Origin of the sequence: Auraticoccus monumenti, from assembly GCF_900101785.1 — a bacterium.
Lineage (GTDB): Bacteria > Actinomycetota > Actinomycetes > Propionibacteriales > Propionibacteriaceae > Auraticoccus > Auraticoccus monumenti.
On the sequence record NZ_LT629688.1, the window covers coordinates 3,644,199 to 3,665,826 of the forward strand.

12 protein-coding genes and 3 rRNA genes are annotated in these 21,628 nt (G+C 70.0%); all 15 read right to left on the minus strand.

Annotation, left to right across the window (positions count from 1 at the left end; translation table 11 throughout):
• Positions 1-1,327: 1,327 nt before the first annotated feature.
• Positions 1,328-2,257: a phosphotransferase family protein gene (locus BLT52_RS16880; protein WP_157677190.1), complete on the minus strand. Its 930-nt coding sequence runs from the start codon at positions 2,255-2,257 to the stop codon at positions 1,328-1,330.
• Positions 2,258-2,435: 178 nt separating this feature from the next.
• Positions 2,436-2,552: ribosomal RNA gene (gene rrf, locus BLT52_RS16885) — 5S ribosomal RNA — on the minus strand.
• 89 nt (positions 2,553-2,641) lie between these two features.
• A 23S ribosomal RNA gene (locus BLT52_RS16890) occupies positions 2,642-5,757 on the minus strand.
• 402 nt (positions 5,758-6,159) lie between these two features.
• Positions 6,160-7,678: ribosomal RNA gene (locus BLT52_RS16895) — 16S ribosomal RNA — on the minus strand.
• The 16S, 23S and 5S rRNA genes sit together here, the layout of an rRNA operon.
• 529 nt (positions 7,679-8,207) lie before the next feature.
• The gene (tyrS, locus tag BLT52_RS16900; RefSeq protein WP_090596988.1) at positions 8,208-9,467 is read right to left on the minus strand and encodes a tyrosine--tRNA ligase; all 1,260 of its coding nucleotides are present in this window, start codon (positions 9,465-9,467) and stop codon (positions 8,208-8,210) included.
• 10 nt (positions 9,468-9,477) lie between these two features.
• The gene (argH, locus tag BLT52_RS16905) at positions 9,478-10,851 is read right to left on the minus strand and encodes an argininosuccinate lyase (RefSeq protein ID WP_231946657.1); all 1,374 of its coding nucleotides are present in this window, start codon (positions 10,849-10,851) and stop codon (positions 9,478-9,480) included.
• 219 nt (positions 10,852-11,070) lie between these two features.
• Positions 11,071-11,589 (minus strand): arginine repressor, encoded by a 519-nt coding sequence (locus BLT52_RS16910; protein ID WP_090595166.1) that lies wholly within the window; start codon positions 11,587-11,589, stop codon positions 11,071-11,073.
• Positions 11,586-12,536, minus strand: coding sequence for an ornithine carbamoyltransferase (gene argF, locus BLT52_RS16915; protein ID WP_090595168.1), 951 nt, complete (start codon positions 12,534-12,536; stop codon positions 11,586-11,588). The genes BLT52_RS16910 and argF overlap by 4 nt, the downstream gene beginning before the upstream one ends.
• On the minus strand, positions 12,533-13,744 hold the full coding sequence (locus tag BLT52_RS16920; protein WP_407922633.1) for an acetylornithine transaminase: 1,212 nt from the start codon (positions 13,742-13,744) through the stop codon (positions 12,533-12,535). Before BLT52_RS16920 ends, argF begins: the two co-directional genes overlap by 4 nt.
• A 62-nt stretch (positions 13,745-13,806) precedes the next feature.
• On the minus strand, positions 13,807-14,802 hold the full coding sequence (gene argB / locus BLT52_RS16925) for an acetylglutamate kinase (RefSeq protein ID WP_090595169.1): 996 nt from the start codon (positions 14,800-14,802) through the stop codon (positions 13,807-13,809).
• On the minus strand, positions 14,799-15,986 hold the full coding sequence (gene argJ, locus BLT52_RS16930; RefSeq protein ID WP_090595171.1) for a bifunctional glutamate N-acetyltransferase/amino-acid acetyltransferase ArgJ: 1,188 nt from the start codon (positions 15,984-15,986) through the stop codon (positions 14,799-14,801). The genes argB and argJ overlap by 4 nt, the downstream gene beginning before the upstream one ends.
• Positions 15,983-17,014, minus strand: coding sequence for an N-acetyl-gamma-glutamyl-phosphate reductase (gene argC, locus BLT52_RS16935; protein WP_090595172.1), 1,032 nt, complete (start codon positions 17,012-17,014; stop codon positions 15,983-15,985). Before argC ends, argJ begins: the two co-directional genes overlap by 4 nt.
• A gap of 57 nt (positions 17,015-17,071) precedes the next feature.
• Entirely contained in the window at positions 17,072-19,573 is a 2,502-nt protein-coding gene (gene pheT, locus BLT52_RS16940) for a phenylalanine--tRNA ligase subunit beta (protein ID WP_090595174.1), read from the minus strand.
• On the minus strand, positions 19,570-20,682 hold the full coding sequence (pheS, locus tag BLT52_RS16945) for a phenylalanine--tRNA ligase subunit alpha (protein WP_090595175.1): 1,113 nt from the start codon (positions 20,680-20,682) through the stop codon (positions 19,570-19,572). Before pheS ends, pheT begins: the two co-directional genes overlap by 4 nt.
• Before the next feature lie 113 nt (positions 20,683-20,795).
• Complete coding sequence (locus BLT52_RS16950; RefSeq protein ID WP_231946369.1) at positions 20,796-21,617, minus strand: TrmH family RNA methyltransferase; 822 nt, start codon at positions 21,615-21,617, stop codon at positions 20,796-20,798.
• Between the last annotated feature and the right edge of the window lie 11 nt (positions 21,618-21,628).

Genomic DNA, 21,628 nt, shown 5'->3' on the forward strand with positions numbered 1-21,628 from the left:
TCCGGCACCGCGGTCGTCTCCGCCGCGTGCCGCCGGACGGTCACCTTCCCAGGACGGCCGCCGGTCGCCGCCGCTGCGGGCTCCCTGCCCGCCGGCGGCGGGACGTCGCTCGGCCCCGCCCCTGCGGTCGTCGCCCCAGGAGCGCTCGCCACCGCCACGGGCACCTCGGTCGTCACCGCTCCGCGCGGGCCGCCGGTCACCACCGCTGCCGCCACCACGACGGTCCTCACCCCACGAGGGGCGCCCCTCACCGCCACCGCGAGCCGACCGGTCGCCGGTCGGGGGGCGGCTCGACGGACCTCGGCGGTCGTCGCCCCAGGAGGGACGTCGCTCACCGCTCCGCTCGTCACCGCCGCGAGCAGGACGACGGTCGTCGTCGCGTCCGCGTGCGGGACGACGGTCGTCGTCGCGTCCGCCGCGGCGGTCCTCACCCCAGGAGGAGCGCCGGTCGCCACCGCTGCGGGCGCCCCGGTCCCCCGAAGAGGAGCCGCCGGACGGACCCCGGCGGTCGTCACCCCAGGACGAGCGCCGGTCGCCCCCGCTGCGGGCGCCCCGGTCCCCCGAGGAGGACCCGCCCGACGGACCCCGGCGGTCGTCGCCCCAGGACGAGCGGCGCTCATCCCCACCGCGGCTCCCCCGGTCGTCGCTTCGGTACGGGCGGCGGTCGTCACCAGCCGAGCCGCCGCGACGGTCGTCGCCCCAGCTCGGGCGGCTGGCCCCGCCGTCACGTCCACCACGATCGTCGCCACGTCCACCACGGCGGTCCTCGCCCCAGGAGGGGCGTCGCTCTCCTCCGCCGCGGGACCCACGGTCGTCGCCACGGGGACCACGGCGGTCCTCGCCCGAGGCGCCGCGCGGTCCACCACCGGCGAACCCGCCGGCGCGATCACCTCCGCTGTCCCGGGGAGGCCGACGGTCGTCATCGCGGGGACGTCGGTCGTCGCCCCGTCCGCCCTGCCGCGGTCCGCGGTCCCAGCTGCCGGTGCTCCCAGCGCCGCGCCGGTCGTCGCGCGCAGGTCGTCGGTCGTCACCCCGGGGGCCGCTGCGGTCGTAGCCACCGGACCCTCCGGCACGGTCGTCGCGACCACGGCGGTCCGCGTCACCGCGGGGGGCACCGCCCCCGGACGCGCCTCCCCGGGCGGGTCCTCCTCCGCGCGAGTCGCGCTGCGGACGCCCTCCGCTCCCGCGCCGGTCCCCGCCGCGCGCACCGTCGTCGCGCCTGCCGGGCCCGCCCGGTCGTCCGTCCCTGCCGCTGTCTACCACCGGCCAATCCTCATCGACTGGCTCGCCAAACGCAAAGCAGGGGGGACGTCCGGCGATCGCCCGCTCACCAGGGCGAGCTGAGCACCTCGGTCAGCCGTCGTCGGTTCACCTCGACCATCACGTCGTTGTGGTGCAGCCCGGCGTTGGCCACCGCGTTGGTCAGCTCCAGCACCTCCACCACCGCGACGCGCCGGTCGAGCTGCTCCGGGAGCCCGCACGAGGTCGAGGCGTACCCGCGGGTGAACCACTGCTCCGACCCTGGGTGGTGCGGGAACACCTGCGCCCGCAGCTTGACCAGGTCGACGGCAGGATCCCAGGCACCCGCCCCGTCGAGGTCCAGCACCCCGGCGACGTGGCCTGACGACGTGACGAGCACGTTGTCCAGGTGCAGGTCGCGGTGAGCCAACCTCGGCTCGACCACAGGGCTCACCTCGATCGCCACCGCGAGAGCCCGTGACAGGGCCGTCTCCAGCTGGTCGGTGGCGATCGCGCCCGTGCGCCGCACCCGCTCCCGGATCTGGTCGGACCGGTGCCGCACGAACTCGGCCCAGGTGTCGAACGCGGGTGCACCGCCCAGACGGGTGGTGAAGGCGTCGCAGCGGGCCTGGTGCAACGACGCCACCACGGACCCGAGCTCGGTGAAGAAGCCCTCGGCCCCCTGCTGGTCCAGCCGGTCGCGGGCCACCTCACCGTCCAGCCAGGTCAGGATCCGCACCACCCGTCCCAGCAGCTGCCCGCACTCAGGGTCGAAGAACACCTCCCGAGGCACGGGAGCGGAGGTGGTGGCCGCCAGGCGCAGCGCGGAGGAGGCCGCGACGGCCTTGTCCACCGGGGCGCCGGCGTGCGACACCTTCACCAGCAGCGGCACGCCCTCGACACCGACCAGCCACGCCGAGCTGGCGTAGCCGCCGTGCACCTGGCTGGGAGGTCCGTCCAACAGCGCGCCCAGGAGCCTCGGCACCACCGCGGGCACGAGCTCGTCCAGGTCAGCCACCTTCACAGGCTAGGTCGGTGGCGCCACTCCGACCGCGCAACACCGCGAGGAGACAGGTCGCCGACCTTGCCAACCACAATGCCGACCTTGACGAGAAACAGCTCCAGAACGCACGAATCCCCTGGACAGGGCCCCCTCCGAAGAAGGGCCCCCGTCCAGGGGCATCCGTACATTGTTTGTCCGGCGGCGTCCTAGTCTCCCACACACTCCCGTGTGCAGTACCATCGGCGCTGAAGGGCTTAACTTCCGGGTTCGGAATGGGACCGGGTGTTTCCCCTTCGCCATGGCCACCGAAACTCTATGGAGATGTCAACAAACCCCACGTGTCGGGTTGTGTTGATGTCTCGAGAGACCTCACAGTGGACGCAAACATCGAATGCAGTGTCAGACAAGCCCTCGGCCTATTAGTATCGGTCAGCTCCACACATTGCTGTGCTTCCACATCCGACCTATCACCCGGTGGTCTGCCGGGGGCCTTACCAGATTATTCTGTGGGAGCCCTCATCTTGAAGCGTGCTTCCCGCTTAGATGCTTTCAGCGGTTATCACTTCCCGACGTAGCCAACCAGCCGTGCCCTTGGCAGGACAACTGGCACACCAGAGGTCAGTCCGTCCCGGTCCTCTCGTACTAAGGACAGCTCTTCTCAAGACTCCTACGCGCGCAGCGGATAGGGACCGAACTGTCTCACGACGTTCTGAACCCAGCTCGCGTGCCGCTTTAATGGGCGAACAGCCCAACCCTTGGGACCGACTCCAGCCCCAGGATGCGACGAGCCGACATCGAGGTGCCAAACCATGCCGTCGCTATGGACGCTCGGGCAAGATCAGCCTGTTATCCCCGGGGTACCTTTTATCCGTTGAGTGACGGCGCTTCCACATGCCACCGTCAGATCACTAGTCCCGACTTTCGTCCCTGCTCGAGATGTCTCTCTCACAGTCAAGCTCCCTTGTGCACTTACACTCAACACCTGATTGCCAACCAGGCTGAGGGAACCTTTGGGCGCCTCCGTTACCTTTTAGGAGGCGACCGCCCCAGTCAAACTACCCATCAGGCACTGTCCCTGATCCAGATAATGGACCTAGGTTAGATATCCAGAACAGCCAGAGTGGTATTTCAACGATGACTCCACAACCACTGGCGTGGCCGCTTCACAGTCTCCCACCTATCCTACACAAGCTGTACCGAACACCAATACCAAACTATAGTAAAGGTCCCGGGGTCTTTCCGTCCTGCTGCGCGTAACGAGCATCTTTACTCGTAGTGCAATTTCGCCGAGTTCGTGGTTGAGACAGCGCCCAAGTCGTTACTCCATTCGTGCAGGTCGGAACTTACCCGACAAGGAATTTCGCTACCTTAGGATGGTTATAGTTACCACCGCCGTTTACTGGGGCTTAAGTTCACCGCTTCGCCTTGCGGCTAACAGTTCCCCTTAACCTTCCAGCACCGGGCAGGAGTCAGTCCGTATACATCGTCTTTCGACTTAGCACGGACCTGTGTTTTTGGTAAACAGTCGCTTGGGCCTGGTCTCTGCGACCCTCGACGCTTCCCTCCGAAAAGGAGGTAACGCCTCAGGTCCCCCTTATCCCGAAGTTACGGGGGCATTTTGCCGAGTTCCTTAACCACGATTATCTCGATCGCCTTGGTATTCTCTACCTAACCACCTGTGTCGGTTTGGGGTACGGGCGGCTCACAACTCGCTCACGAAGCTTTTCTTGGCAGCATAGGATCACCCACTCCACCGCTGATGCGGCAGAGCCATCATGTCTCAGGCTGTATGAGGTGCGGATTTGCCTACACCTCGCCCTACGCACTTAGCCCGGGACTACCATCGCCCGGGATGGGCTACCTTCCTGCGTCCCTCCGCAGCTTGCCTACTACACGATCGGGTCGAAGAGTCACCGGTGGTTCACCCGAAGGATCCCCACCAGCTTCCGTTCTTAGCATCACGCGCCTCGGCACGGTCGTTGTTTCGCCGGCGACGGGAATATCAACCCGTTGTCCATCGACTACGCCTGTCGGCCTCGCCTTAGGTCCCGGCTCACCCAGGGCAGATTAGCTTGACCCTGGAACCCTTGGTTATTCGGCGGACGGGTTTCTCACCCGTCATTCGCTACTCATGCCTGCATTCTCACTCGTGTGCTCTCCACCCCTGGGTCACCCCGAGGCTTCTTCGTACACACGACGCTCCCCTACCCATCCACACACCTGGATCCGAAGACCAAGTAAATATATGAATGCCACAGCTTCGGCGGATAACTTGAGCCCCGCTAAATTGTCGGCGCAGAATCACTTGACCAGTGAGCTATTACGCACTCTTTCAAGGGTGGCTGCTTCCAAGCCAACCTCCTGGTTGTCTGCGCAACTCCACATCCTTTTCCACTTAGTTATCGCTTAGGGGCCTTAGCTGGTGATCTGGGCTGTTTCCCTCTCGACTATGAAGCTTATCCCCCACAGTCTCACTGCCGCGCTCTCACTTACCGGCATTCGGAGTTTGGCTAATTTCGGTAAGCTGTTGGGCCCCCTAGACTATCCAGTGCTCTACCTCCGGCAAGAAACACACGACGCTGCACCTAAATGCATTTCGGGGAGAACCAGCTATCACGGAGTTTGATTGGCCTTTCACCCCTATCCACAGCTCATCCCCCAGGTTTTCAACCCTGGTGGGTTCGGTCCTCCACGACGTCTTACCGTCGCTTCAACCTGGCCATGGATAGATCACTCCGCTTCGGGTCTAGAGCGCGCGACTCAATCGCCCTGTTCGGACTCGCTTTCGCTACGGCTTCCCCACACGGGTTAACCTCGCCACGCACCACTAACTCGCAGGCTCATTCTTCAAAAGGCACGCCGTCACCTCACCCTTGCGGGCTCAGCTCCGACGGATTGTAGGCAATCGGTTTCAGGTACTATTTCACTCCCCTCCCGGGGTACTTTTCACCTTTCCCTCACGGTACTTGTCCGCTATCGGTCACCAAGGAGTATTTAGGCTTAGCGGGTGGTCCCGCCAGATTCACACGGGATTTCAGGGGTCCCGTGCTACTTGGGGTGACGTCTGAGAGTGGTCGTCTTACGTCTACGGGGGTATTACCCTCTATGCCGTACCTTCCCAGAGTACTTCGACTTCATCGACCATTTCTTACTCTCTGACCAGTCAACAGCCCGGTCCAGACGGCCCCACAACACCGCACGTGCAACGCCTGTCAGCTCTCACACACATACGGTTTGGCCTGTTCCGCGTTCGCTCGCCACTACTGACGGAATCACTTTTGTTTTCTCTTCCTGCGGGTACTGAGATGTTTCACTTCCCCGCGTTCCCTCCAACTACCCTATATATTCAGGTAGAGGTCGCCGGACATGACTCCGGTTTCTTTCGAGGTTTCCCTATTCGGAGATCCCCGGATCGGTGCTCGTTTACCAGCTCCCCGGGGCTTATCGCAGGTTCCCACGTCCTTCATCGGCTCTTGGTGCCTAGGCATCCACCGATTGCCCTTAGTAGCTTGTCATTAACACTACAAAGATGCTCGCGTCCACTGTGAAGTTCTCAACACACCAGCAGCAACCCCCACCCTCCCACCAACCGGTGAAAGAAGTTCAGAGCCTGCAAGAAGGTCACCCGCACCCCCACCCCGACAAGACCGAAGTCCTCCCGGGGTGAAAACGGTGCAGCTGAATCCCTCAGGACCCAACAGCGTGCTTGCCACCCGGTCTCCCTCTGTCCACCACCCTCCACACCCTCACGCCGAAACGCATCAGGTAGTACTAGCAGTGAGCAAAGCTCAACCAGGCTCACAGGTCATTGTTCCACTATCCAGAGCCACGAGCGCGGGAACGAACGCCCCACCAACTCGTGAATGAGCAACCAAGCGCCGGCTTCCACCAGACACCAGCTGCTACAAGCTCCTTAGAAAGGAGGTGATCCAGCCGCACCTTCCGGTACGGCTACCTTGTTACGACTTAGTCCTAATCACCAGTCCCACCTTCGACGGCTCCCCCCTCAAGAGGTTGGGCCACCGGCTTCGGGTGTTACCGACTTTCATGACTTGACGGGCGGTGTGTACAAGGCCCGGGAACGTATTCACCGCAGCGTTGCTGATCTGCGATTACTAGCGACTCCGACTTCATGGGGTCGAGTTGCAGACCCCAATCCGAACTGAGACAGGCTTTTTCGGATTCGCTCGACCTTGCGGTTTTGCAGCCGTTTGTACCTGCCATTGTAGCATGCGTGAAGCCCTGGACTTAAGGGGCATGATGACTTGACCTCATCCCCACCTTCCTCCGAGTTGACCCCGGCAGTCTCCTATGAGTCCCCACCATAACGTGCTGGCAACATAGGACGAGGGTTGCGCTCGTTGCGGGACTTAACCCAACATCTCACGACACGAGCTGACGACAGCCATGCACCACCTGTATACCGACCTTGCGGGGGCTACATCTCTGCAGCTTTCCGGCATATGTCAAACCCAGGTAAGGTTCTTCGCGTTGCATCGAATTAATCCGCATGCTCCGCCGCTTGTGCGGGCCCCCGTCAATTCCTTTGAGTTTTAGCCTTGCGGCCGTACTCCCCAGGCGGGGCACTTAATGCGTTAGCTACGGCACGGAGAACGTGGAATGTCCCCCACACCTAGTGCCCACCGTTTACGGCGTGGACTACCAGGGTATCTAAGCCTGTTTGCTCCCCACGCTTTCGCTCCTCAGCGTCAGGAAAGGTCCAGAGAACCGCCTTCGCCACCGGTGTTCCTCCTGATATCTGAGCATTCCACCGCTCCACCAGGAATTCCGTTCTCCCCTACCTTCCTCAAGTCTGCCCGTATCGGAAGCAGGCTCAGGGTTAAGCCCTGAGTTTTCACTTCCGACGTGACAGACCGCCTACGAGCTCTTTACGCCCAATAATTCCGGACAACGCTCGCACCCTACGTATCACCGCGGCTGCTGGCACGTAGTTGGCCGGTGCTTCTTCTCTCACTACCGTCACTTGCGCTTCGTCATGAGTGAAAGCGGTTTACAACCCGAAGGCCGTCATCCCGCACGCGGCGTTGCTGCATCAGGCTTCCGCCCATTGTGCAATATTCCCCACTGCTGCCTCCCGTAGGAGTCTGGGCCGTATCTCAGTCCCAGTGTGGCCGGTCGCCCTCTCAGGCCGGCTACCCGTCGAAGCCTTGGTGAGCCGTTACCTCACCAACAAGCTGATAGGCCGCGAGCCCATCCCTGACCGCAAAAGCTTTCAACCCCCCACCATGCAGAAGGAGGTGATATCCGGTATTAGCAGCAGTTTCCTACTGTTATCCCAAAGTCAGAGGCAGGTTGCTCACGTGTTACTCACCCGTTCGCCACTCGTGTACCCCCGAAGGGGCCTTACCGTTCGACTTGCATGTGTTAAGCACGCCGCCAGCGTTCGTCCTGAGCCAGGATCAAACTCTCCATTGAAGTTACCGACACCCGAAAGCGCCGTCCTTACAACACGAGTCCAACCACTGACAGAACCATAACTGGTCCAATCAACAATCAATCTCAAAGAAACCATCCCCAACCACACCCCAAAAGGATGAGCCAGGAGACGGAGACAGCACCAAAATTGGCAATGACCTACAAGCACACTGTTGAGTTCTCAAGAATCCGCCACACACCTCGCCCGACCTCACAGCCGAACTTGGGGCAACCTGGTGAAACTTACCCAACCTCTGGATCCGAGTCAAACCCGGCTCCTCGAGCTGGCAACCGCACGCGTCCCAGCCCCGGATCCTGGTGGGTCCTGGCGAGGACGCGCACCTGCCCGTTGCTCTTCGGCAGTTGGTTGGCCACTGGAGGGAGTCTCAGTTTCAGGGCCTCAGCCCCTCAGTTGTTCTCTCCGCGCTCCGGCGACATCCAGAACATTAGAGGGCCCTGGGCGGGCGCGCAAATCGAGACGCCGTGGTCGTCATCACACCGCCGGAGGGCGGCGTCAGGTGGCGACGGCTCAGCCCCGGGTGGTAAGCGCACCGACGGTCCGACGCCCCCGGCGCAGCACGACCCAGCGTCCGTGCAGCAGGTCGTCGGGGGTGAGCCGGGCCTCGGCGTCGGTGACCTTGCGGTTGTTGACGTAGGCGCCGCCCTCGGTGATGGCGCGTCGTGCCGCGGACCTGCTGGCCACCACGCCCACCAGCTCCATCGCCTCGGCCACCCCGGGCAGGTCGCCGCTCACCTGGACCGCTCCCACCTCGGCCACCGCCGCCGCCAGGGCGGACTCGCTCAGCTCCCCCAGCTCGGTGCGACCGAACAGGGCGCCGGCGGCGGCGACCGCCTCCTCCCGGGCCGCCACCCCGTGCACCAGGTCGGTGACGTCGTCGGCGAGCGCCTTCTGGGCGGCCCGGCGGTGCGGCTCGGTCTCGGTCAGGCGGGCGAGCTCGTCGATCTCCTGCCGCGACCGGGCGCTGAAGACCTTGAGGTACTCGACCACCTTGGCGTCCTCGGCGTTGAGGAAGTACTGGTGGAAGGCGTACGGGAAGGTCATCTCCGGGTCCAGCCACACCGTCCCGGACTCCGTCTTGCCGAACTTGGTCCCGTCGCTCTTGGTCAGCAGCGGTGTGGACAGCGCGTGCACCCGCTCCCCCTCCGAGCGGCGCACCAGCTCCACCCCGGCGGTGATGTTGCCCCACTGGTCGCTGCCGCCGAACTGCAGCGTGCAGCCGTGCCGGCGGAACAGCTCGCGGTAGTCCAGGGACTGCAGCAGGACGTAGGAGAACTCGGTGTAGGAGATCCCCGACTCCAGCCGGTTGCGGACCACGTCCCTGGCCAGCATGCGGTTGACCGGGAAGTGCTTGCCGACGTCGCGCAGGAACTCCAGGGTGGACAGTGAGGCCGTCCAGTCCAGGTTGTTCACCAGCGTGGCGGGGTTGTCCCCCTCGAAGTCGAGGAAGCGGCTGACCTGGGCCTGGATGCGCTGCACCCAGCCGGCGACCACCTCCGGCTCGTTGAGGTTCCGCTCGCTGGTCTGCTTCGGGTCCCCGATCAGCCCGGTGGAGCCGCCGACCAGGATCAGCGGGCGGTGCCCGGCACGCTGGAGGTGACGGGCCACGACCAGCTGGACGAGGTTCCCGAAGTGGATGCTGGGCGCGGAGGGGTCGAAGCCCACGTAGAAGGTGACCGGTCCGGCCGCGAGGTGGCTGCGCAGGGCCTCCTCGTCGGTGCTCTGGGCCACCAGGCCGCGCCAGACCAGCTCATCGAGGACGTCGCTCACGCCGAGCACCCTACTCGGGACGGTCGGCATCGACCGGTGCCGCCCAGGCCCGCAACCCGGCGGCCAGCTCCTGCACCTCGGCCAGCTGCTCGGCCACCCGCGCAGGGGCCGTCCCCCCGCGCTGGTCCCGCGCCCGCACCGAGGCCGCCACCGACAGCTGGGGCAGCAGCTCGGGGGTCAGGTGGGTCGAGACGGCGACGAGGTCGTCGGCGGTCATCTCCTCCAGCCCGATGCCCCGTGCCTCGCACCGCCGGACGCAGGCACCCGCGATCTCGTGCGCTTCGGCGAAGGGCACCCGCCGTCGCACCAACCAGTCCGCGACGTCGGTGGCCAGCGAGAAGCCCTGGGGCGCCAGGGCGGCCATCCGCTCGGGGTGGAAGGTCAGGGTCCCGACCATCCCCGCCACCGCGGGCACCAGCACCCGGAGCTGGTCCAGGGAGTCAAAGACCGGCTCCTTGTCCTCCTGCAGGTCGCGGTTGTAGGCCAGCGGCAGCCCCTTGAGCGTGGCCAGCAGCCCGGTCAGGTTGCCGATCAGCCGCCCGGCCTTGCCCCGGGCCAGCTCGGCGACGTCGGGGTTCTTCTTCTGGGGCATGATGCTCGACCCGGTCGACCAGGCGTCGTCGAGGGTGGCGAAGCCGAACTCGTGGGTGCACCAGAGGATGACGTCCTCGCTCAGCCGGGACAGGTCGATCCCCACCTGGGCCAGGACGAAGGCCGACTCGGCCACCAGGTCGCGTGCGGCCGTGCCGTCGATGCTGTTCCCCACGCTGCCGCTGAACCCGAGGTCGGCGGCCACCGCCTCGGGATCCAGCCCCAGCGAGCCCCCGGCCAGGGCGCTGGAGCCGTACGGGCTCACCGCCAGCCGGGCGTCGAGGTCGACCACGCGCTGCCCGTCACGGAGCAGCGGCCAGGCGTGGGCCAGCAGGTGGTGCCCCAGCAGGATGGGCTGGGCGTGCTGCAGGTGGGTGCGTCCGGGCATCACCGCGTCGGGGTGGGCGCCGGCCTGGGCGGCCAGGGCGTCCACCACCGACACCACGTCGGCCAGCACCACCCGCAGCTCGGCGCGCAGGTAGCGCCGGATCAGCGTGGCGATCTGGTCGTTGCGGGAGCGCCCGGCCCGGAGCCGTCCACCGAGGTCGGGTCCCACCCGGGTGATCAGGATGCGCTCCAGGGCCCCGTGGACGTCCTCGTCGTCGGCGTCGAAGGTCAGCGTGCCGGCCAGCACCTCCTCGCGCATGCGCTGGAGCGCGGCCACCATCTCCCCGTGCTCCCCCTCGGTCAGCAGACCGACCCTGAGCAGGGCGTTGGCGTGGGCCACCGAGCCGTCCAGGTCGTGGGGGGCCAGCCGCCAGTCGAACTGGGTGGAGCGCGACAGCTCGGCCATCGCCTCGGCCGGGCCGCCGGCGAACCGTCCGCCCCAGAGCCGGCCGGCGGCCACCCCGGAGGCGGTGTCGTCGGAGGGGGAGGACGGGGAGGTGCTGGTGCTCACGGGAGGATCCTCGCGCATCGGGGTCGGGCCCTGGGGTGCTGGGCGGCTGGTCGGTCGGGTGCGGGAGCGGCTGGGCGCGGGTGGACCGGGCACGACGGCCGGTCGCGCCGCCGATCAGGTGCGGGGGTGGTGCTCACGCTCGCTGAGCTCGAGCAGCTGGGCGGCCAGACCGGACCCGCCGGAGGGGTCCCGGCTGATCACCAGCACGGTGTCGTCCCCGGCGATGGTGCCCAGGATCTGCTCCCAGCTGGCGTGGTCGATGGCCGAGGCCAGGTACTGGGCGGCACCGGGCGGGGTGCGCAGCACGGCCAGGTTGGCCGAGGCGTCGGCGGAGATCAGCACCTCCGAGCAGAGCCGGGCCAGGCGGGTGGCCGAGGCCTCGGACTCCCCGGTGTGGATGGAGCGGTCACCACCCTCGGACGGGACCCGGTAGACCAGGCCGTCGCGGCCCCGGACCCGGACCGCCCCGACCTCGAGCAGGTCCTTGCTCAGCGTGCCCTGGCTGACCGGGATGCCCTCGGCCGCCAGCAGGTCGGCCAGCTGGCCCTGGGAGGCCACCTCGGTGCGCCCGATCAGGTCGATGATGCGGGCGTGCCGGGCGGCGCGGGTCAGCGGCACCCGGGTGCCGGTCACGCCCGCTCCCCCGCCAGCTCGCCGAACCCGACGGCGAGCAGCGCCAGCACCGCCTTCTGCGCGTGCCGGCGGTTCTCGGCCTGGTCCCACACCACCGAGCGGGGACCGTCGAGCACCTCGGCGTCGATCTCCTTGCCGCGGTAGGCGGGCAGGCAGTGCAGCACGACGGCCTCCGGCGCGGTACCGGCCAGCGCGCTGGTCAGCCGGTAGCCGGCGAAGGCGGCCTCGCGTTCGGCCGACTCGTCCTCGGTGCCCATCGAGACCCAGGTGTCGGTGACCAGCACGTCGGCACCGGCCAGCACCGCCGGGTCGTCGGCGACCTGCACCGACCCGCCGCTGCCGGCGGCCAGGGCCTCCGCGCGCGCCACCACGCCGGGCGCGGGGAGGTAGCCCGACGGGGTGACCACCTGGACGTGCATCCCGGCGAGGGCCCCGGCCAGCAGCGTGGAGTGGGCCATGTTGTTGGCGCCGTCACCGATGTAGGCCACCCGGAGCCCGGCCAGCCGTCCCTTGTGCTCCCGGATGGTGAGCAGGTCGGCCAGCAGCTGGCAGGGGTGGAAGTCGTCGGTCAGCGCGTTCACCACCGGCACCCCGGCGTGCTCGGCCATCAGCCGCAGGTCGGACTGGGCGAAGGTGCGCCAGACGATCGTCGACACCTGCCGCCCGAGGACCCGGGCCACGTCGGCCACGGACTCCCGCTCACCGATCCCGGCCAGCCGGCCGTCGACCACCATCGGTGCCCCCTGGAGCTCGTGCACCCCGGCCATGAAGCTGGCCTGGGTGCGCAGGGTCGGCTTGTCGAAGACGAGGGCGACACTGCGCGGGCCACGGAGCACGTCGACGGCGAAGGGGTCGACCTTGAGCCGGGCGGCGAGGTCGAGCACCCGGCTCTGCTCGTCGGCGGTCAGGTCGTCGTCGGCCAGCAGGTGGCGCAGCGGCACGGTCACGAGGCGTCTCCGGCGGCGCCGTCGAGCAGCTCGGGCAGCACGTCGAGGAAGGTCTGCAGCTGCTCGGCGGTGATGATCAGCGGCGGGGCGATCCGCAGGACGTCGGGACGGGGGGCGTTGATGATGAAGCCCCGCTCCAGGGCCGCCGCCACGACGGCCGCGGCGACCGGCTGGGTCAACCGGACGCCTCGCAGCAGACCGCGTCCGCTGACCCCCTCCACCAGCGGGTGCCCCAGCGCCCCGACGCCCTCGACCAGCTGCTCACCACGCGCCACGGCGTTGGCCAGCAGGCCGTCGCGCTCGATCACCGACATCACGGCCAGCCCGGCGATCGCGGCCACCGGGTTGCCGCCGAAGGTGGTGCCGTGGTCCCCCGGCGCCAGCAGGGTCGCCGCCCGGCCGGTGGCGATGCAGGCCCCGACGGGGAAGCCGTTGCCGAGCCCCTTGGCCACCGTCACCAGGTCTGCGGTGACCGGGTGGGCCCCGTCGCGGTGGGTCAGCCAGGCACCGGTGCGACCCATCCCGGTCTGCACCTCGTCCAGCCACAGCAGCGCCCCGGCCGCGGTGGTGATCTCGCGGGCACGCGCCAGGTAGTCCTCCGGCGGGGTGACCACGCCGTTCTCGCCCTGGATCGGCTCCAGCACCACCGCCGCCACCGTCTCGTCCACAGCGGCGGCCAGCGCGTCGGCGTCGCCGTAGGGGACGAAGCGGACGTCGCCGGGCAGCGGCTCGAAGGGCTCGCGGTAGGAGGGCTTGTGCGTGATGGACAACGCGCCCAGGGTGCGGCCGTGGAAGGCCCCCTCGGTGGAGACGATGGTGGGACGTCCGGTGCGCCGGGTGATCTTGAGCGCGGCCTCGTTGGCCTCGGTGCCGGAGTTGGTCAGGAACACCCGGGCGCCGACCTCCTCACCGCCGACCAGCGCGGCCAGCCGCTCACCGAGAGCCACCTGGGCGGGGGTGGCGAAGAAGTTCGACACGTGGCCCAGCGTGGAGAGCTGGCTGGTGATCGCCGACAGCACGAACGGGTGCGCGTGACCGAGGGCGTTGACCGCCAGCCCGGACAGCAGGTCCAGGTGCTTGCGGCCCTCGGCGTCCCACACGTGCACGCCCTCGCCGCGGACGAACACCCGCGACGGGGTGCCGAAGACGCCCATCATGGAGCGCGCGTAGCCGGCCAGCACGCCCTCGGTGGTGGCCCCGCGGGCCACGGCGGTGCCGAAGCCGCCCGCACCGGGCTCCGTGGTCGGGCTGACGTCGGTGCTGGGGGTGGTCACGGCTGGCCTCCGTTGTAGAGCTCGTGGTCGGGGATGCCGGTGTCAGAGGGGAAGACGCGGCTGCCGTGGCGGATCAGACCGTCCTGGGTGACCATCGTGCCGATCCCGGCGTTGGTGAAGATCTCCAGCAGCAGCGCGTGCGGGACGCGGCCGTCGGTGACGGTGGCCCGGGTCAGCCCGCCCTCGACGGCCCGCAGGCATGCCTCCATCTTGGGCACCATCCCCGAGGACAGGGTGGGCAGCATCTCGCGCAGGGTGCTGGCGGGGAGCTCCTTGATCACGTCGTCGCTGTTCGGCCAGTCCCGGTACAGACCCTCGACGTCGGTCAGCACCACCAGCCGCTCGGCCTCCAGCCCCACGGCCAGCGCGGCGGCGGCGGTGTCGGCGTTAACGTTGTGCACGACCCCGTCGGCGTCCGGCGCGATGCTGGCCACCACCGGGATCCGGCCGGCCTCGATCAGCCCGTTGATCGCCTCGGTCCGGACGTCGACCACGTCGCCGACCAGGCCGAGGTCGACCTCCTCCCCGTCCACCACGACGGTGCGGCGCTCGGCGGTGAACAGCCCGCCGTCCTCACCGGACATGCCGACCGCCAGCGGGGAGTGGGTGTTGATCAGCCCGACGAGCTCGCGCCCGACCTGGCCGACCAGCACCATCCGGATGATCTCCATCGCCTCGGGCGAGGTGACGCGGAAGCCGCCGCGGAACTCCGAGGGGATCTCCAGCCGGGACAGCATGGCCGAGATCTGGGGCCCGCCGCCGTGCACCACCACCGGGTGCACCCCGCACCGCTTCATGAACACGATGTCGGAGGCGAAGGCGGCCTTCAGCTCGTCGTCGATCATGGCGTTGCCGCCGTACTTGATCACCACGGTCTTGCCGGCGTAGGTCTCCAGCCAGGGCAGCGCCTCGGTGAGGATGGAGGCCTTGCGGACCCACTCCTCGGAGAAGCCGGGCTCCCTGATCACCGGTGGGGTGGCTGCGTCGCTCATGTGGAGTACTCCGCGTTCTCGGTCACGTAGTCGTGGGTCAGGTCGGTGGTCCAGATCGTGGCCTCCGCCTCGCCGGCGCCCAGCCCGATCAGCAGCGAGACCTCGCGCCCGGACAGGTCGACCAGCGAGCGGTCGTCCCCGATCTGGCCGCCGCGGCAGACCATCACCCCGTTGAAGGTGACGTCGAGGTCGTCGGGCTCGAAGGCCGCCGAGGTGGTGCCGACCGCGGCCAGCACCCGTCCCCAGTTGGGGTCGCGGCCGAAGACGGCGCACTTGAACAGGTTGCTCCGGGCCACCGCGCGCCCGACCTCCAGCGCGTCGTCCTCGCTGGCCGCCCCGGCCACCGTGATGGCGATGGTGTGCGCGGCCCCCTCGGCGTCGTCGACGAGCTGGTGCGCCAGGTCGGCGCACACCTCGGTCAGCGCCTCGGTGAGGGTCCGGGCGTCGACCTCGACCCCGCTGGCGCCGCTGGCCAGCAGCACCACGGTGTCGTTGGTCGACATGCAGCCGTCGGCGTCGGCCCGGTCGAAGGTGCGGGCGGTGGCGGCCCGCAGCGCCCGGTCCAGCGTCTCGGGGGTGGCCACGGCGTCGGTGGTGAGGACGACCAGCATGGTGGCCAGGGCCGGGGCGAGCATGCCCGCGCCCTTGGCCATGCCGCCGACCGTCCACGTCCCGGTGGGGCCGGTGACGGTGGTGGCCGACTCCTTGGGTCGGGAGTCGGTGGTCATGATCGCCCGGGCGGCACCGGCACCCCCCGACGGGTCGAGGGCGGCGCTGCAGGCCTCGATCCCGGCGACCACCCGGTCCATCGGGAGCCGGGTCCCGATCAGCCCGGTGGAGCAGACGACCACGTCCCCGGCCTCGACGTCGAGGGCGTCGGCGGTGCGGGCGGCCATGGTGGTGGCGTCCTGCAGCCCGGCCGGCCCCGTGCAGGCGTTCGCGCCGCCGGAGTTGAGCACGACGGCGGCGACGCTCCCGTCGGCCACCACGCCGCGGCTCCAGACCACCGGGGCAGCCTGCACCCGGTTGCGGGTGAAGACGGCGGCGGCGGAGCGCAGCGGGCCGAGGTTGTGCACCACGGCCAGGTCGGCGGACCCGCTGGCCTTCAGCCCGGCCACCACGCCCGCGGCGGCGAACCCGGCGGCCGCGGTGACGCCGGTGCCGTTCTTCTCGGCCGCGCTCACGGGGCCACCCCCACCAGCGGCAGGCCGAGGGTCTCCGGCAGCCCGAGGGCGAGGTTCATGCACTGCACCGCACCCCCGGCGGTGCCCTTGGTCAGGTTGTCCAGCGCAGCCACCACCACCAGCCGGCCGGCCGCGGCGTCGACGGCCACCTGGAGGTGCACGGTGTTGCTGCCCAGCACCGACTGGGTCTGCGGCCACTGCCCCTCGGGCAGCAGGGTCACGAAGGGCTCCTCGGCCAGGGCCTCGGCGTAGGCGGCGCGGGCCGCGGCGGAGTCGGTGCTGGGGTCGCTGAGCGGGGCGCTGCAGGTGGCCAGGATCCCCCGCGACATGGGCACCAGCACCGGGGTGAAGGACACCGTCGGTGCCGGGGCGCCGAGCAGGGCCAGGTTCTGGGTGATCTCGGGGACGTGGCGGTGCACCCCGCCGACGCCGTAGGCACTGGCCGAGCCCATCAGCTCTGCCCCCAGCAGGTGCGGCTTGAGCGACTTCCCGGCCCCGGACGGACCGCTGGCCGCCACCACCACCACGTCGGAGCCGTCGACCAGCCCGGCCGTGACCGCCGGGGCCAGGGCCAGGGTGGCGCTGGTCGGGTAGCAGCCGGGGACGGCGATCCGGCGGGCACCGGCCAGCACCGGACGCTGGCCGGGGAGCTCGGGGAGACCGTAGGGCCAGGTGCCCGCGTGCTCGGTGCCGTAGAAGCTCCGCCAGGCCGCGGCATCGGTCAGCCGGAAGTCGGCACCGCAGTCCAGCACCAGGACGTCCTCGGGCAGCGCGGCGGCGACCGCGGCCGACGTCCCGTGCGGGAGCGCCAGGAACACCACGTCGTGACCGGTGAGGGCCTCGACGGTGGTCTCCTGCACCACCCGGTCGGCCAGCGGGCCGAGGTGGGGCTGCAGCTCGCCGAGGCGTCGCCCGGCGCTGGACCCCGCCGTCAGCGCCCCGATCTCCATCTCCGGGTGCTGCAGGAGCAGCCGCAGGAGCTCGCCTCCCGCGTACCCGGTGCACCCGGCCACGGCCACAGTCGTCATGGCATAACTATTGCATGTGTGGAATATTTATGCCACCGGAATCTCCGGCGGCCCCGCTCAGGTGCGCAGCTCGGCCCCGTGCCGCCGGGCGGCCTCGGACACCGCGGCGTTCCGCACCGCCAGCGCCTCGGCGTCGGTCAGCGTGCGGTCCGGGGCGCGGAGCACCAGCGCGTAGGCCAGCGACTTCCGCCCCGCTCCCAGCGCGTCGGAGGTGTAGACGTCGAAGAGCCGGATCGACTCCACCAGCTCTCCCCCACCGGCCAGCAGCGCCGCCTCGACCTCCGCGGAGGGGACGCTCGCCTCCACCACGACGGCCACGTCCACCTTGGCCACCGGGAAGGCGGACAGCGGGCTGACCTCCCCGCCCGGTGGGGCCAGCTCGATCAGGCGGTCCAGGTCCAGCTCCATGGCGCTGGTCCGGGCGGGGACGCCGAGCTCCTCGCAGACGGAGGGGTGCAGCTCACCGGCGTGGCCGACCACCTCGTCCCCGACCAGCAGCGCGGCGCAGCGGCCGGGGTGCCAGGGGGCGGTGTCCGCGGCCCGTCGGCCGAGCCGGAGCCCGACCTCGCGGGCCGCCGCCTCGGCGGCGGCGACGGCGTGCTGCCAGCCGGAAGGAACGGCGGGACGTCCGACGCCGGCCGGCAGCCAGTCACCACTGAGCACGACGGCCAGGTGGCGGGGCTGCTCGGGCAGGGCGGCGTCGAGCGCGGCCAGCTCGGAGTCGCTGGGCCGTCGGGTCACCGACGGACGCGGAGCCACCCCGCCGTCCTCCCGGGCCAGGAAGACCGAGCCGATCTCGTGCACGGCCAGGTCCGGGGTGCCCCGGCTGGCGTTGCGCGCCACCGCGGCCAGCAGGGCGGGCAGCAGCGTGGTGCGCAGGTACGGCGAGGTCTCGGCCAGCGGGTTCGCCACCCGGACCAGCCGGCGGCGCGGGTCCTCGGCCGGCACCCGGAGACGGTCCAGGTCGGCCTCGGAGGCGAAGGGCAGGCTGAGCACCTCGACGTGCCCGGTGGCGGCGAGGGCGGCGTTCACCGCGCGACGGGCGCGCTGGGAGGCGGTCAGCCCGCGTCCGGGCGGGGCCACCGGCAGCACCGGCGGGATGGTCTCCAGCCCGACCGACCGACCGACCTCCTCGACCCAGTCGTAGGGGTCGCGCAGGTCCTGGCGCCAGCTCGGCGGCGTCAGCAGCAGCTCCTCACCGTCGGGCACCACCACCGTGCCGCCGCGCTGGAGGAGGGCGACCACCTGCTCGGCGGGCACCTCCACCCCCAGCACCCGGGAGGGCAGGTCGACCGGCAGCCGCTGCTGCGGCTCGTCGGGGACGTCTCCCACCACCGTGTGCGCCGGCTCGAGGGCGCCCCCGCCCAGCTCCACCAGCAACCGGGCCGCCAACCGGGCGGCGGCGTAGCCGGCCTGCGGGTCGACGCCGCGCTCGAAGCGACGCGAGGCCTCGCTGGACAGCCGGTGGCGGCGCGAGGTGCGGGCGACCGAGAGGGCGTCGAAGTGGGCCGCCTCGATCACCAGGGTGCTCGTGTCGTCGGCCAGCTCGCTGTGCTGGCCGCCCATCACCCCGGCCAGGCCGATCGGTCCGGAGTCGTCGGCGATCACCACGTCGTCGGCCACCAGCGTGCGCACGGTGCCGTCCAGGGTGGTGAGCCGCTCGCCCTCGGCGGCCTGGCGCACCACCACGGCGCCCTGCAGGCGGCGCTGGTCGTAGCCGTGCAGCGGCTGCCCGGTGTGCAGCATGACGTAGTTGGTGACGTCGACGGCCAGCGAGATCGGGCGCATCCCGGCCAGCTGCAGCCGTCGCTGCATCCAGCGCGGGGTGGGCCGGGCGGCGTCCAGGCCGGAGACGGTGAGCGCGCTGAAGGCGGTGCAGCGGGGGGTCTCGATCCGCACCGGGTGGCCTTCGACCAGCTCGCCCGGGAAGGGGCGGTCCACCGGGTCCACGAACTCCACGTCGTAGGCGGCGGCGGCCTCGCGGGCCAGGCCGCGGAGGGAGAAGCAGTAGCCCAGGTTGGGCGTGACGGCGATGTCGAGCACCTGGTCGCGCAGGTGCAGAACGGTGGCCGCGTCCTGACCGGGGACCAGCGGACGGCCGTCGTCGTCGGTGTCGCCGACGACGATGATGCCGTCGCCCCCGCCGGGCAGGCCGAGCTCGGCGGCGGAGCAGATCATGCCGTCGGAGACGTGGCCGTAGGTCTTGCGCGCGGCGATGGCGAAGTCACCCGGGAGCACCGCACCGGCCAGCGCGACCACCACCAGGTCACCCGCGCCGAAGTTGTGGGCGCCGCAGACGATGCCGCGCCCGGCCTCGCCCTCGGGGTTGTGCCCGCCGACGTCGACGGTGCACCAGTTGATGGTCTTGCCGTTCTTCTGCGGCTCCGGGGTCGCCTCAAGCACGCGCCCCACGACCAGCGGCCCGGTCACGTCGCCACCGGCGTCCTCGACCCGCTCGACCTCCAGGCCGAGGTCGATCAGCCGCTCGGCCAGGTCCCGGGCGTCCAGGTCGTCGGGCAGCGCGGCGAGCTCACGCAGCCAACCCAGCGGCGCCCTCATCGTGCCGTCCCCGTCAGTGAGCGGCTGAACCGCACGTCACCCTCCACCATGTCTCGCAGGTCTGCCGCGTTGTTGCGGAACATCAGCGTCCGGTCGATGCCCATGCCGAAGGCGAAGCCGGTGTAGACCTCGCTGTCCACCCCGCAGGCGGCCAGCACCCGCGGGTTCACCACGCCACAGCCGCCCCACTCGATCCAGCCCTCGGAGGAGCAGGTGCGACAGGGCGCGTCGGGGTCGCCCACCGAGGCGCCGTGGCAGACGAAGCACTCCAGGTCCACCTCGGCCGACGGCTCGGTGAAGGGGAAGTAGTTGGGCCGCATCCGGGTCCGGATGCCCTCGCCGAACATCACCCGGGCGAAGTGCTCCAGGGTGCCGCGCAGGTGGGCGAGGGTGATCCCCTTGTCGACCACGAGCCCCTCGATCTGGTGGAACACCGGCAGGTGGGTGGCATCGTACTCGTCGGCGCGGTACACCTTGCCCGGGCACACCACGTAGACCGGGAGCTCGCGGGTCAGCAGGCTCCGCACCTGGACCGGCGAGGTGTGGGTGCGCAGCAGCGTCTGGTGCTCCAGCGGCTCGACGAACAGCGTGTCGGCGGTGGAGCGGGCCGGGTGGTCGGGGACGAAGTTGAGGGCGTCGAAGTTGAGCCACTCGGCCTCCAGCTCGGGCCCCTCGGCCACCTCCCAGCCCATCGAGACGAAGACGTCGGACATGCGGTCCATCAGGGCGGTGATCGGGTGCACGGCACCGACGGGGGCCAGCGCCGTGGGCAGGGTGACGTCGACCGCCTCGGCCACCAGCCGGGCCTCGAGCTCGGCGGCGACGACCTCGTCCTCACGGGCGGCGACGGCCTGGTTGACCCGGGCCCGGGCCTGGCCGACGCGCTGACCGGCCTCCTTGCGCTCGCTGCCGGGCAGCGTCCCGATGGCGCGGTTGGCCAGGGCCAGCGGGGAGCGGTCACCGGTGTGGGCCAGGCGCGCGGTCTTCAGCTCGGCGGTGGAGCCGGCCGCGGCGACGGCGGCGAGCGCCTGCTGCACGAGCCGCTCCACCTGCTCGGCGTCCAGCGGGGACACCGGCTCGGCGGCGGGGTGGTCGTCTGGCCCTGGCAACGTCTCGGCTCCTCGGTCACGGGTGGGCCCGACTCCCCGGTCGGGCCGTCGGCCAGTCTAGGGAGCGCCACCGACGCTGTCGCATCCGTTCCACCCGGCCCGCGGGCGGCTCGTCAGACGGAGCGCTGGGCGGCGGCGGTGGTGTAGAGGCAGACCGCGGCGGCGGTGGCCAGGTTGAGGCTCTCGGCGGCGCCCCACAGCGGGACCCCCACCCGGCGGTCGGCCAGGGCGGCGTCCTCGGGCGGCAGCCCCCAGGCCTCGTTGCCCATCAGCCAGGCGGTGGGACGGGCCAGCAGGCCGTCGCGCTGGAGCTCGTCGAGGCGGTCCGGCGCGCCGCCGTCGGCGGCCAGGACCTGCAGCCCGCGCGCCCGGCAGGCGTCCACGGCGTCGGCCAGGGCGACGCCGGTGCTGATCGGGAGGTGGAAGACGCTGCCCACGCTGGCCCGCACCACCTTGGGGTTGCCGAGCTCGACCGAGGAGTCGGTGAGCACCACCGCGTCGGCCCCGAAGGCGTCGGCGCAGCGCACCACCGTGCCGGCGTTGCCGGGGTCGCGGACCTGGGCGCAGAGCACCACCAGCGAGGGCGACCCGGTCAGGGCGTCGGCGAGCGGGACGTCGACCGCGCGGGTGACCGCGACCACCCCCTGCGGCGTCACGGTCTCGGTGAGGGTGCGCAGCTCGGCGTCGCCGACCTCGACCACGGGGACGTCGTCCTGGCGCGCCCGCTCGACCAGGTCGAGGTGGCGGGCGAGGGTGGGGGCGGCCACGAAGAGCCGCTGCACCACCCCGGGACGGGCCAGGGCCTCACCCACCGCCTGGCGCCCCTCCACCAGCCAGCGGCCCTCGGTGTCCCGGGCGCGGCGGCGGAGCAGCCGACGAGCCGACCGCAACCCCTCGGGCCCTGCCCCCTCGGGGGGCTGGGTGCGGGAGGTCACGATCGGCTCGT

What these genes read in the sequence shown, in the direction of transcription:
- argH (WP_231946657.1), bottom strand. Translation starts at nt 10,851, where the DNA reads ATGGCCGAGCTGTCGCGCTCCACCCAGTTCGACTGGCGGCTGGCCCCC.
- argB (WP_090595169.1), bottom strand. Translation starts at nt 14,802, where the DNA reads ATGAGCGACGCAGCCACCCCACCGGTGATCAGGGAGCCCGGCTTCTCC.
- argC (WP_090595172.1), bottom strand. Translation starts at nt 17,014, where the DNA reads ATGACGACTGTGGCCGTGGCCGGGTGCACCGGGTACGCGGGAGGCGAG.
- pheT (WP_090595174.1), bottom strand. Translation starts at nt 19,573, where the DNA reads ATGAGGGCGCCGCTGGGTTGGCTGCGTGAGCTCGCCGCGCTGCCCGAC.